The 13,627-nt window shown below is 38.0% G+C and carries 12 protein-coding genes, 1 pseudogene and 1 other annotated feature; of the genes and pseudogenes, 8 read left to right on the top strand and 5 right to left on the bottom strand.

The features are described 5' to 3' along the window. Positions 1-78: 78 nt before the first annotated feature. The 3 genes from ACSKY2_RS07055 to ACSKY2_RS07045 all read right to left on the bottom strand — a co-directional run bounded on the left by ACSKY2_RS07055 (position 79) and on the right by ACSKY2_RS07045 (position 1,443). Entirely contained in the window at positions 79-552 is a 474-nt protein-coding gene (locus ACSKY2_RS07055; protein ID WP_489877265.1) for a transposase, read from the bottom strand. Positions 553-607: 55 nt separating this feature from the next. Next, positions 608-892: an IS3 family transposase gene (locus tag ACSKY2_RS07050; protein ID WP_489877264.1), complete on the bottom strand. Its 285-nt coding sequence runs from the start codon at positions 890-892 to the stop codon at positions 608-610. Between the two features lie 62 nt (positions 893-954). After that, complete coding sequence (locus ACSKY2_RS07045) at positions 955-1,443, bottom strand: helix-turn-helix domain-containing protein (protein WP_489877263.1); 489 nt, start codon at positions 1,441-1,443, stop codon at positions 955-957. A gap of 13 nt (positions 1,444-1,456) precedes the next feature. On the opposite strand from ACSKY2_RS07045, the pseudogene ACSKY2_RS07040 reads away from it, so the two are divergent. Next, a pseudogene (locus ACSKY2_RS07040) lies at positions 1,457-2,173 on the top strand (site-specific integrase); the annotation flags it as partial. 38 nt (positions 2,174-2,211) lie between these two features. Here the strand turns inward: ACSKY2_RS07040 and guaA are convergent. Then, a complete protein-coding gene (gene guaA / locus ACSKY2_RS07035) occupies positions 2,212-3,765 on the bottom strand; it encodes a glutamine-hydrolyzing GMP synthase (RefSeq protein WP_489877262.1) in 1,554 nt (517 codons plus the stop codon). A 298-nt stretch (positions 3,766-4,063) separates the two neighbouring features. Between guaA and ACSKY2_RS07030 the strand changes: the two genes are divergently transcribed. The 6 genes from ACSKY2_RS07030 (at position 4,064) to ACSKY2_RS07005 (ending at position 11,583) form a co-directional block, all read left to right on the top strand. Continuing rightward, positions 4,064-5,143, top strand: coding sequence for a BMP family lipoprotein (locus ACSKY2_RS07030; protein WP_489877261.1), 1,080 nt, complete (start codon positions 4,064-4,066; stop codon positions 5,141-5,143). 217 nt (positions 5,144-5,360) lie between these two features. After that, positions 5,361-6,035 (top strand): GTP pyrophosphokinase, encoded by a 675-nt coding sequence (locus ACSKY2_RS07025; protein ID WP_489840504.1) that lies wholly within the window; start codon positions 5,361-5,363, stop codon positions 6,033-6,035. Between the two features lie 33 nt (positions 6,036-6,068). Further along, complete coding sequence (rlmD, locus tag ACSKY2_RS07020) at positions 6,069-7,520, top strand: 23S rRNA (uracil(1939)-C(5))-methyltransferase RlmD (protein ID WP_489877259.1); 1,452 nt, start codon at positions 6,069-6,071, stop codon at positions 7,518-7,520. Between the two features lie 252 nt (positions 7,521-7,772). Beyond that, positions 7,773-8,018: a binding site (T-box leader), on the top strand. A 50-nt stretch (positions 8,019-8,068) separates the two neighbouring features. Further along, positions 8,069-9,439, top strand: coding sequence for an FAD-binding oxidoreductase (locus ACSKY2_RS07015; RefSeq protein ID WP_489840509.1), 1,371 nt, complete (start codon positions 8,069-8,071; stop codon positions 9,437-9,439). A gap of 17 nt (positions 9,440-9,456) precedes the next feature. Further along, positions 9,457-10,617, top strand: coding sequence for an aminotransferase class I/II-fold pyridoxal phosphate-dependent enzyme (locus ACSKY2_RS07010; RefSeq protein WP_489877258.1), 1,161 nt, complete (start codon positions 9,457-9,459; stop codon positions 10,615-10,617). 39 nt (positions 10,618-10,656) lie between these two features. Further along, positions 10,657-11,583, top strand: a complete 927-nt coding sequence (locus ACSKY2_RS07005) for an L-lactate dehydrogenase (protein ID WP_489840511.1) — start codon at positions 10,657-10,659, stop codon at positions 11,581-11,583. Between the two features lie 98 nt (positions 11,584-11,681). Here the strand turns inward: ACSKY2_RS07005 and ACSKY2_RS07000 are convergent, their stop codons facing one another. Next, positions 11,682-12,539, bottom strand: a complete 858-nt coding sequence (locus ACSKY2_RS07000; protein WP_489877257.1) for an aldo/keto reductase — start codon at positions 12,537-12,539, stop codon at positions 11,682-11,684. Between the two features lie 155 nt (positions 12,540-12,694). Between ACSKY2_RS07000 and ACSKY2_RS06995 the strand changes: the two genes are divergently transcribed. Further along, positions 12,695-13,279, top strand: a complete 585-nt coding sequence (locus ACSKY2_RS06995; RefSeq protein ID WP_489840513.1) for a TetR/AcrR family transcriptional regulator — start codon at positions 12,695-12,697, stop codon at positions 13,277-13,279. Positions 13,280-13,627 lie beyond the last annotated feature (348 nt).

The raw sequence follows: 13,627 nt of genomic DNA, 5'->3' as shown, positions 1-13,627 counted from the left end.
ATAAATCATAAGAATGTGTGAACCGAAAAAGACATTTCAAAAACGAAATTGAACTGAACCCCAAAAATTGGAGAAAGTTTAGACGGCTAACTGGTCGGAAAAATTTCGGTATTGAACCGGAGTTTTCCCGGCCAGTTTTGTTTTAATCCGTTTATTATTGTAGTAATAGATATAATTAGTGACAGCAGATTTCAATTCGTCATAGCTTTGATAATGATGGTTGTGAACCGTTCCTACTTTCAAGATATGAAAGAAACTTTCTGCCATGGCATTATCCAAACAAGTCGCTTTGCGACTCATACTTTGAAAGACATGGTTGTTCTTCAACCGTGATACATATTCATAATTTTGATACTGAAAGACTTGATCAGAGTGAATTGTCAAACGATAGTTTAATATTGGCCTAATGTTTAACAGCTCATCTAACGGTTTTATAACGAATTCAACGGTTGGATGAAGGTCAATATTCCAGGTGAGAATCTCACCACTGTAAACATCAATATATGCAGTAAAATATGCTCGTTCAGACAGCTTCCCCGATCCCCAACGCATTTCGTAACATCCGTAAGTACTTTCTGATAAGGCCGATCTGTTATAAATCGACGTTTTACACGATTTGGTGCAATGTGACCATGTGACCAACTGTGCCAACATATGAATTGTATTTACGAGTCATTCGATTAAATGCAGTACAAAGAATATTGTTCATTTTCATGATTTTCAACACAACCTTATGGTTGGTGTTAAAGCCTTGATTATGTAATTCCTGAGTAACACGACGGTAACCATATTCAGGATTTTCATGACGGATTTCAACAATTGCATTAATCAAATTACGAGAGTATTCTTTATAGGCTCGCTTACAGGCATCATGATAACTACTGCTTGACATTTCTGCTACTTTAAGAATTAACTTGAGTTTGCATTTCAATTCTTGCCTTAACACAGTAATTACTACCGCTTTGTCTTGGTTTGTAATTTCTTTTTCTCCTGTGCTAAGGCCTCTAGTTTTTCCAAATAGGCTACCTTAATACGCAGTAATTCGTTCTCTTCTTCAAGTTTCTTAATTTTATTGTCATCTTGTTTAGTCATAATTTTCTTATTCCACCTCTGTTTACTAGGTTTCAGGCGGCCAGATTCCAGCGCTCTTTCCCATTGCCAAATAATAGATGGACTAAGAATATGAAACTTCTTAGCAGTTACTGGAAGCGAAGCTTTGTGCTCAAGGCGCCATCTAATTACCTTGATTTTAAAGGAATATTGATAATTTGTCCTATTTCGACTAGCATCTTTTATCCCATATACACCGAGTTCCTTGATATTAGTAACCCAATTAAGAATAGTGTCTGAGCCTTTAATACCGAACTTTTCGCGTATTTTGTAAGGTGGTATACCTTGGAGATACATTGAGACAGCTTCAATTTGTACTTCTTTTGAAAACATAGTAAAACCCCGTAAGTTTTGGAAATTACTCCAACTTACGGGGTTCAGTTCATTGCTCTATAAGGAAGACTTTTATCAACACTTTCTTTTCATGTCTTTGTGGCTGTTATTTATGACCGGTATGCGTATCGGTGAAGCCACAGCCATTCAGTGGGACGATATTGACTTTAAAACGGGGATGTTATCGATTGACAAAACTTTGTATTATAAGAGTCAAGAAGAATATTACTTTACCTCTCCCAAGACGAGAGCCAGTGTACGTCATATTGTGCTGGATAAAACCACTTTACAGTTTTTAAAAGAATGGCGAAATGTTCAGCAAAAAGTGGTGAAAACCTCTTTTGTAATGAGCTACAACGGGATTCCAACACAGAAATATACCATTGCCCACGCCATTGATCGTTATTCCAAAAAAGCAGGAGTGCATCGTATTCGTATCCACGGTTTGCGTCATTCTCATGCTTCTCTGTTGATCAGCATGGGAGAAAATCCGCTGATCATTAAAGATCGGTTAGGTCATGAAGATGTGCAGACCACCTTGGGCACTTACGGACACCTTTATCCCAACAGTAATTTTCAAGTGGCAGATAAATTAAATGGCGTGATCGACTTTGAACCGACCAAAAAAAATTTTGATCATTCTCCACGTAATCAGTTCACGGTCAACTATCTAAGACGTCCAATAGAAATAAGTGCAATGAAAGTGCAATCCAAAAGTAAAAAAAGCTAGAAACCCTTGATACACAAAGGTTTCTAGCTCACCACTAGCTATTCCCACTCAACAGTTGCGGGTGGCTTAGCTGTAATATCATAGACGACGCGATTAACGTGGTCAGTTTCGTTAACGATACGGCGAGAAATTTCTTCTAGCACGTCCCAAGGTAACTTTGCAAAATCAGCGGTCATGCCATCAACTGAAGTAATGGCACGGATTGCAATGGTGTAGTCGTAGGTACGACCGTCACCCATGACACCAACTGAGCGGACACCAGGCAAAACAGTAAAGTATTGCCATACTTCGCCATCTAAACCTTGCTTCGCGATTTCATCACGTAAAATGGCATCAGATTCACGAACAATTTCTAGCTTATCTTCTGTCACTTCACCTAGAACACGGATACCAAGACCTGGTCCAGGGAATGGTTGACGCCAAACAAGTTCGTGAGGCATGCCAAGCTTTTCACCAAGTGAACGCACTTCATCTTTAAACAACTTGTTTAAAGGCTCGATTAATTGGAATTGAATATCTTCCGGTAAGCCACCAACGTTGTGATGAGATTTGATTGTTTGGGCAGTATCCGTACCTGACTCGATAACGTCAGTGTATAGGGTTCCTTGCGCTAGGAAGTCAATGCCATCCAATTTTGCGGCTTCTTCATCGAAGACACGAATAAATTCGTTACCAATGATTTTACGTTTTTGTTCAGGATCTGTTACACCAGCTAGTTTCGTCAAGAAACGTTCTTGTGCATCAACTTTGATGATGTTTAGACCAAATTTACCACCAAGCGCTGCCATGACCTCATCAGCTTCGTTCTTACGAAGTAGACCATGATCTACGAAAATTGAGGTTAGTTGATTACCAATTGCTTTGTGTAGTAACACGCCGACAACTGATGAATCAACGCCACCAGAAAGGCCAAGCAAGACGCGCTTGTCACCAACTGTTTCACGAATTTTAGCAATTTGTTCTTCAATAAAGTCATCCATTGACCAATCACGTGAGGCATGCACAGCGTTGTCGATAAAATTCTCAAGAATTTTCATACCGTAAACTGTGTGGCGCACTTCAGCGTGGAACTGCACACCATATAATTGGCGCTCAGGATTTTCCATAGCGGCAATTGGGGTGCTATCTGATGTAGCAACAGCTGTGAAACCATCAGGAACAGTGCCAACATAATCACCGTGTGACATCAAAACAGTTTGCGTTTCAGGTGTATCAGCAAATAATGTTGATTGATCATCGGTTACCTTTAGAACTGTCTCACCGTATTCAGATGTATTGTTAGCGGGTAGTACCTTACCACCTGGCAACATATGTGCCATTAGTTGCATACCATAACAAACACCAAGAATTGGAATGTTAAGATTGAAAATTTCTGGATCGACAGAAAATGCACCATCATCATAAACTGAGTTAGGTCCACCCGAGAAAATTAGGCCTTTGGGTTGGAGTTCTTTAATTTCAGCTGCGGTAATAGTGTGTGGCTTTAATTCAGAATATACACCCAATTCACGAATACGACGTGAAATGAGTTGGTTATATTGAGAACCAAAGTCCAAAACAAGAATACTATCGTGTGTATCTGTATTGGCCATGATATCCCCCATTTAATTGATAATTCTATTATACGTACTTTATGATATTTTTCAATGTACTTTTAAAATAATGTTCGTTATTAAAACAAATAAAAATTAACATCATTTACACATCTAAAACTCATTTAAATTAATGATTTTGACATTAAGTAAAACGCTTTGACATATTTTATCATTATATAAAAATTAGCTTGCATTCTAGTTGTGAGACCGCTATAGTAAATAAAATTATATATTCATAAAGAACTCTTAAATGAGTGGTTGGGTTGAGGGACTAATACTTGGAGGTATTAATAAAATGGTTTCACGTCGGATGATGATTGTTGGTGGTGTTGCGGTCGTCGCAGTTGTGGGGATTGGTATTGCATCAATGAATGGTAGCCAATCAAACAAAAAAGATCAGTTCACTGCAGCGATGGTATCAGATACGAATGGTGTGAATGATAAAGGATTTAACCAAAGCGCTTGGGAAGGACTGCAAAAATGGGGCAAGCAAAACCATTTAACAAAAGGGAAAGACGGTTATAATTACTTTCAACCCAAAACAGTCGCTGATTATGATACCCAATTAACGCAAGCGGCAACAGCAAACTATAATTTAGTCGCTGCTATTGGGAATACTTTTAAAGATTCTGTTGAAACGGTTGCAAGTAAGCAACCCAAAACAAAATTTGTTTTGGTTGACGAACAAGCAGATAAGAAATATAAAAATGTCGCTTCTGTTAAATTTCATTCGGAACAATCTTCATATCTAGTAGGGGTTGCGGCTGCTAAAAAAGCACAAGAATTAGGCGATAAAACTGTTGGCTTTATTGGTGGTATGCGAAACTCAGTTATTGAGTCATTCTTAGCAGGTTATCAAGCCGGTGTGAAATCAGTTGATCCAAGCATCAAAGTAGATGCCACTTTTGCAGGGACATTTTCTGACCCAGCCAAAGGACAAACGATTGCCAAAGCTAAAATTGCTCAAGGAGAACATGTTATCTTCCAAGCCGCTGGTGGTGTTGGAAACGGTGTTTTCCAAGCTGCCAAAGATCAAAGCGCAACCTTACCATCTGGTTCAAAGGATAAAGTTTGGGTAATTGGTGTTGACCTTGACCAAACGAATATGGGTAACTACAAAACGAAAGATGGTAAGCGGGATAATCTGACATTAACATCATCACTAACAGGAATCGGACGTGGTGTGCAATTAATTACAAAAGCTGCTCAAAATGGTAAATTCCCTGGTGGTAAGACGGTTTATTATGGCCTAAAAGAAGGCGGCGTTGGTGTGGTGACTAAGCATTTGAATGCTGATGAAAAGAAGGCTGTTGAGACAGCAAAAGATAAGATTATTGCTGGTGATATCAAGGTGTCAGCTGTACCAGAAAAATAAATAAAATAGGCGTCACAATATATTTTTGAGACATATGACGTGAAAAGCTGAGATTATCTGATTTTTTAGTCAGGCATAATCTCAGCTTTTTAATATCGCTAGTCAAAAATTGTCTTTTTAAGCAATGATTAACGAAAAGTATCGTATGATTGAGTATAATAAAAATGATATGTCTTGTGCGTTGTGAATAAATCAGATAAAAAGGGAATAAATAACGATGAATACGAAAAGAAATACTATGAGCGTTAAAAAAATTCGCCAAATGATTGGTGGCAGAGATGGTTTTGAGTGGGTTGCAGAACAGATGACGCAATTATCACAAATGTACCAATTATATGAATCTGCACAACATGAAATATCAACAAAGTTGGAAAATTTGGATGCTGAATTTGAAGTGAACTATAATCATAATCCGATTCATCACATTGATGGACGAATGAAGGATCCAGAAAGTTTAATGGGTAAATTAAAAAAGAAAAATCTTGAACCTAATGTCACAACTATCAAGAAAAATATTTTTGATATTGCTGGCTTACGTGTTATTACTAATTACATTGATGATATCTATACTGTTGAAAAATTATTAACACAACAAGACGATGTTGAAGTGATTAAACGTAAAGATTATATTGAACATCCGAAAGAAAGTGGTTATCGTAGTTTGCACTTAGTTGTCAAAGTTCCTGTTTTTAAGGCGCATGATGTTGAAGCGGTGCCTGTCGAAATTCAGATTCGAACAATTGGCATGGATATGTGGGCTAGTCTTGAACATGAGTTACGATATAAAACGGATGTTGACCGTGCTGAAGAATTTGCGGATAATTTAGTAGATAATGCAAAGGCATTGTTTGAGATTGAGCAGAATTTTCAAAAGATCCATCACGAACTTTAAACAACAAAAGAAAGCGCTATTGTAGAACGAATTATGGAAAATAAATATGTAAAGAATCACAATAAACATCAACATTTTAAAAAATCTGTTGATGTTTCACGTGGAACAAAAGTAAAAACCAAGACACCAGTCCGTGTAACTATTGGGGATCAATTATTGATAACAATTAAACGATTAGGAATCAATGGTGAAGGCATTGGCTATTACAAGCGTAAAATCACATTTATTCCAGGCGCATTACCAGGTGAAGTTGTTGAAGTTGAGGTGACGAATGTCACTGATAAATTTATTGAAGCACGCATTCGTAAATTCAAGCAAACATCAAAACAACGCGTGACACCTATTGATAACCAAGAAGTGGGTGGCTTTGAATTAGAACATCTCGCTTATGAAGGACAATTACAATTTAAGCAAGATGTCATTCGGCAAGCGTTGGAAAAATATCGACCAGCAGGCTATGCGCATTATAAGTTATTGCCAACGATTGGTATGGCTGACCCTACAGGATATCGTAATAAAGCTCAATTTCCGATACGTGAAGTCAACGGGCAACTAGCAGTGGGAATGTATAAACGGCATTCACATAAATTAGTGGACTTACCAGTTGTTACAACACAACATCCAGCGACATTAAGAGTTGTACGCATGGTTCGTGATATTTTAGCAGAGATGCAATTACCTATTTATAATGAACGAAAAGATAAAGGTGTGATTAAAACATTAATTGCACGTGTCTCAGAATCAACAGGGCATGTTCAATTAACGATTGTGACCAATGGACGTTCACTACCAAATGCGGATGAACTAATTGATAAAATTCATGTTGCCTTACCGGAAGTTGTATCAATTCACCAAAATATCAATCGTGGTAAGTCATCATTAATATGGGGTGATGATACTCGTCAAATTTGGGGCGAAGATTATATAACAGAACAGATCAATGGCAAGACATTTAAATTATCACCGCGTGCCTTCTTTCAATTGAATCCACGGCAAACGCAGCGACTATATCAAGAAGCAATTAAAGCGTTGGACTTGACGAAAGCGGACAAACTGATCGATGCATACTCAGGTGTTGGAACGATTGGCATTTCGCTAGCTGATCATGCAGGAGAAGTTCGTGGTATGGACACGATTGCAGACTCAATTGATGATGCAAATGAAAATGCAGTGGATAATGGCATTACGAATGCGACCTATTATGTTGGAGCTGCAGAAAAACTTATTCCACAATGGACTCGTGAAGGATGGATTGCAGATGCGATGGTTGTTGACCCACCTCGTACGGGGTTAGATAGTGCATTACGACAAACAATTTTAACAACGAAACCAGAAAAATTTGTTTATGTATCATGTAATGCTTCAACTTTAGCGCGTGATTTAGTGGACTTAGCAAAAGTTTATCGTGTTGATTATATACAATCGATTGATATGTTTCCTCAGACAGCTCGTTGGGAGGGAATTGTAAAGTTTACAAAGAAATAATGGTTGAATCCAGTAAAAATCATATGCTTGTTATTCGTACCAAGTAGAATTTTAATATGTCAAAACATGTATCACGATTGGTTATTTTTAATTGGCGTTATTGTTTTAATTATCTTTGAAGTGATATTGATTAAGGTAACGGGTAGTCGTTTTTGGTACCCATTTACAGCATGATTTTTAAAATGTGGATAAAATGAGAATTCTTTAATTAAATGATTGACTTTTCATTATTGGCGTCTTACCATTATATGAGTAAACATGATGATGAGGTAGTAGCCTGTGGTGAATACGCAAAGCGAGTTGCAAATGGTGTGAGGCAATCGGTTCAATCAGGTGAATTTTGGCCTAGGAGTGATTGAAATGATGAGTAGTGATAGCTATAAGTTATTTCCGGTGATGCCCGATATCGCATATAAGTATGCAATCAATACTTAAAGAGCAGTTTGCAGTGATACAAACTGAAACACGGGTGGTAACACGATATTTATCGTCCCGTCGTTCTATTCTATTATAGAGCGACGGGATTTTTTTATAGCAAAAGGAGCAATATGACAACAACAATTTTTTCATCTTTGCAGTTGCCAGATGGTGAAGTGTCACAAGATGAGCAAACGTTAAAAACGTATGGCACAAATTACTATACGCAAGAAATCACAACTGAAATATTACCGGATGCCGTTGTATTTGCTGAAACAATTGCTGATGTTCAGGAAACGCTACGTTTTGCAACAGCCCATCAAATTGCGGTTGTACCGCAAGGAGCTAAAACATCAATTGTTAATAGCGCAGCCGGTTTAACAGGTAGTCTAATACTGAATGTATCACGGATGAACCACATTTTAGCCATTGAGCCAGAAAATCAAGTGGCTATTGTTGAACCAGGGGTATTAAATGGCGATTTGGATGCAGAGGCACGTCAAGCAGGTTATTTCTTTTCACCAGATCCTGGGTCGAAACGGATTAGTTCAGTTGGAGGGAACATTGCGACTAATGCAGGCGGTATGTCATCGTTAAAATATGGGACAACCAAGCAATCCGTTTTAGGATTAAAAGTTGTGTTAGCAAATGGTGAATTGATCACACTTGGTGGTAAGACATTTAAAAATAATGTTGCATATGATTTTACTGATTTAATGATTGGATCGGAAGGCACATTAGGTATTATTGTTGAAGCCACGGTTCGTTTACTACCAGTACCATTAGGTGGTGCCATTACGGGCTTAGCAACCTTTCCGACGATTCATGAATTAATGCGTGCTGTACAAGCAGTGCAAGCTAGTGGTGTGAACCCATCAATGTTAGAAATTTTGAATCGTGTTTCGATTGAAGCGTTAGATGAATATGAAAATAGTCATTTGGGTAGCCATGGTGAACAAGCCTTATTGATTTTTCAAATTGATGTTGCTGTTGCTGGTGTGTTGGATAAAATCGATAACCTCTTACATGAATATGGGGCAACGAAGATTGATGTGACAGAAGATGCTGAACGAACAGCTGAAATTATTAAAATTAGGCAAGATATCTTTGCTGCTGGTGCCCAATATGGTCGCTTAATTGTTGAAGATATTGCCGTACCGCTGGGTAAATTAGCAGATGTTGCTGATAAAGCTGAGGAACTAGCAACAAAATATGATCAACGATTACTTTTGTTAGGGCATGCGGGAGATGGCAATTTGCATCCGGATATTATTTTGCAGGATAAAGATGGCACCTTACCAGCAGATACACAAAAATTTATTAATGAATTATTAGATTTTGTTATAAAATCAAATGGAACAGTTAGTGCAGAGCATGGCATTGGCAGTTTAAAAAATGCCTGGGTACCAAAACAATTAGATGCAAATGTTCGTGTATTACAAAAGCAAGTGAAACAAGTATTTGATCCACTGGGAATTTTAAATCCAGGTCGGAAAATTTAAAAAATGAGGGAATGAACATGGGAGTAAATAAGCGTGTTGCAGCAATTAAGCCAAATGCGATTCGAGCATTTGACGATGAAACAAGTGATGTTGAAGGTATTTTGAAATTAACACTCGGTGAGCCTGATTTTACAGTGCCGGCACATGTTAAGAAGGCAGCGATTGCAAGTATTGAAGCAGATGATTCACATTATGCACCAGCTGCTGGTACAGTTGCTTTACGAGAAGCTATTCATCATTTTATGTTAGACCGTTATGGCTTATCATATGATGTTGATTCAGAAATCGTTGTTACCTTGGGTGCAACTGAAGGTATTTATGATACATTTACGGCATTTATTAATGAAGGCGATAAGGTATTGTTACCTGCACCAAACTTCTCAATGTATGATCCGACAATTGAGTTAGCTGGTGGTGAAGTTGTCTACGTTGACACGTCAGAATCAGGTTTCTTGTTAACACCAGAACAATTGCAAGCAGCTATTGATGAGTATGGTGATCAATTAACCACAGTGATGTTGAATTATCCATCTAACCCAACAGGCGTTACCTATACCGCTGAACAACTATCAGCTTTGGCTGATGTACTACAGGGAACTAATATTACAGTGATTGCTGATGAAATTTATTCTGAGTTAACTTATAATGCACCACATACATCAATTGCAAAGTTTCTACCTGAGCAGACCATTATTTTGAATGGTGTCTCAAAGTCACATGCGATGACGGGTTATCGGATTGGTTTCATTGTGGGGCCAAAAGACTTATTGCGACCAGCTGCCTTGTTACATCAATTTACAGTGACAGCAGCTTCAAATCCTGCCATGGCAGGAGCAGCGGAGGCCTTGGGTTCAGCACAGGGTAAGTTAGATTCTAAGGCAATGCGTGAAGCTTATCGTGAGCGACGTGATTACTTGGTACCGGCTTTACGCAAGCTAGGCTTTGAAATTACTGAACCAACGGGTGCTTTCTACGTCTTTCCAAAGTTACCAGCAAATGTTGATCAGGATGATTATGCATTTAGTGTTGATTTAGCAAAACGTGGTAAGGTAGCCGTTATTCCAGGATCAGCTTTTAATGTTGGCGGAGAGGCGCATATCCGTATTAGTTACGCAGCATCAATGGCAACATTACATGAAGCTGTGAAGCGCATTGGTGACTTTTTGGCCAACTATTGATTGAAGTAAGAACAATGATAATTTAGAGGGGAGAATATTATGACACGTAAAGTTGGTATTATTGGTATGGGACACGTTGGGGCAGCAGTTGCTCATAGTTTAACAGCACAAGGAGCAGTTGATGATTTTGTTTTCATTGATACGAATGAAGCAAAAGCGACCGCTGAGGCATTAGATTTTGAAGATGCCATGGCTAATCTGGAGTTTCATGCGAATTATGTCGTGAATGATTGGTCAGCATTAGCTGATGCTGACGTTGTTGTTTCTTCAGTTGGAAAGATTTCATTGCAAGAAACGACAACAACGAATGATCGTTTTGTTGAACTGAAATTTACCAAGCAACAAATTGCAGGTGTGTCTAAACAATTAGTTGCATCTGGCTTTAAAGGTATTTTGGTGGTCATTACAAATCCAGTAGATGTTATTACAACGATGTATCAACACTATACTGGTTTCCCAGCAGAACGTGTTATTGGTACGGGGACATTGCTGGACACCGCACGTATGCATCGTGCTGTTGGGGCAGCCTTACAGGTTCATCCAAAGTCAGTTAGTGGCTACAACATTGGTGAACATGGTAATTCACAGTTTACAGCATGGTCAACAGTTACTGTTAAGGATCAACCAATCACAGATTATGACTTGCCATTATCAAAGTTAAATGATGAAGTACGTGATGGGGGTTATACCGTTTATAACGGTAAGAAGTTTACCAGCTATGGCATTGCAAGTGCTGCTAGTCGCTTAACCAAAGCTGTTTTAACAGATAGTCATGAAGAACTACCAGTTTCAAATTATCGTTCTGAATACGATGTTTATGTGTCATATCCAGTCATTGTTGGTCGGGAAGGCGTCGTGGATCAGGTCGCTTTGCACTTACCAGCTGATGAACAAGAAAAGTTGACTGCTTCAGCACACTTTATTAAGGAACAGTATGATAAAGTAATTGCTGAACTGGGTGAATAAGCACACAATAATAGTTGAAAAAGTATTTATTTTGTTTAATTACTTAAAAAGGCTGAGACAATAATTTTTGTCTCAGCCTTTTCATACTTATTTAATAGTTAAAACTCAGTTTGCGATGCATCTTGGTGGGTACCGGCAACACCTTCTAATTGATCTAAAGCAGCCATTTCTGCGTCTGTTAGTTCAAAATCAAATACATCAGCATTTTGCGCAATGCGTTCAGTGTGTGTTGATTTAGGTAATGGCAAGAAACCATGTTGCAATGACCAACGAATAAGAACTTGGGCGGTTGACTTATGATGTGTGTCAGCAATATCATGAATAGCTGGAACAGCTAGTAACGATCCAGTGCCTAATGGTGAGTAGGCTTCTGTTAAGATATCGTGCTTTTTATTGAAAGCAACGATATCTTGCTCCAAATCAGATGGATTAATAAATAGTTGATTAACCATTGGTCTAATCGTTGCTGTTTTTAGCAGAGCTTCAACGTGTTTGATTTGGAAATTTGAAATACCAATGGCGCGAATTTTACCATCTGCATAGGCATCTTCCATAAAACGCCAAGCTTCAGCATTTGCTTTATCCCAGTTACGACGATTAATTAGTGGATTTGGCCAATGAATCAAGTATAAATCAAGATAATCCAGTCCTAAAAGTTTTAATGACTTATCTAATGCAATTTTAGCGGCTTCATAACTATGGCTATCATTCCATAATTTCGAAGTCACAAAAAGTTCTTCACGTGGGATACCAGAATCCTTAATGGCGCGACCAACTGAAGCTTCGTTACCATAGGCAGCAGCTGTGTCGATGTGACGATAGCCAGCTTTCAAGGCATCTAAAACACTTTGATAAGCAACATCGCCATCAGGCGTTTGCCAAGTACCAAAGCCAATGACTGGAATTTTAACGCCATTAGCCAAGGTAAATGTATCTGTTAATGATGAAATAGTCATATATGTACACTCCGTATTTAATAATTTTAGTCAAAATTTGTCGACTATCTACCGTCCAGTATAGCAGAGAATTTTAATAAACAAAATTAGATAGTTTGTATACTATTAATAGTTGGGTATAATAATAAAGACAATCATTTGAGAAAGGAAGCAAGATGTCGAAAGTTACAAAAACAGCCATTTTTGAGGCGACCCAAGCCGTTTTAATGGAAAAAGGTTATGAAAAGGCACGCCTTGCCGACGTAGCTCGTAAATTAGCCATCACACCCGCTGCTTTATACAAGCATTTTGCCAATCGTGATGCATTATTCCAAGAAATGGATGAAGACTGGTTAAAGCACGTTGACGAGCCAATCATTGCAGCCAGTGAGCGTGTGCCCGCTGAAGATCGTGTGCAAGCATTACATGATTGGCTATGGTTACTCTCAACACGTCGTCAAGCAAGTTTTGCAGCGGCACCAGAAATGTTGGCTTTTTATAAGTTTGAATTGGGAAAACACAATAGTTTGATTGAACCACGTCTCAAGGAGTTTGCAAGCGCTGTTGAACGTATTATGGCGTGGCATACATTCCGACAACAACGTGGTCAAACAGTGATGCAAACGTTCACGTACTTCTATCATCCATTTTTTGCAGGTCGTTGGGATGATAATTTATTTAAAACGATTTTCGAAACGACGTGGCAAGAATTATTACCAGTGATTCAACAAGGATTAATTGAAACTCACGAAGAAAAATAACAAAAGACAGGCAATAACTTTGCCTTTAAAGCGATTCGTCGAACATATTAATATTAGAAGTAAAAACGGAAATGGTGATTATTTGGTATGGCGTACAATATATGCATCAAAGTTCAATAGTTTGGAAAATAATCGATAATATATTTGTAATTATTATTAATTATATATTTAGTAAATTGATAATTTTTAAAGATGGGTAATGACAGTGAATAAAATGAAAACTTTTATTCATTTTTTTGAAGACACCTATTTGCATATTCTAGACAAACAACATGCGCCGTTGATTCGCAATAAATTATTTTTTTCTTTAGTGTGCACTTCAAGTTGCAAGTTGCCACAATAAAAAAG

The organism is Weissella sp. ESL1156 (assembly GCF_058505625.1).
This window is presented reverse-complemented; position numbering and strand designations above follow the sequence as displayed.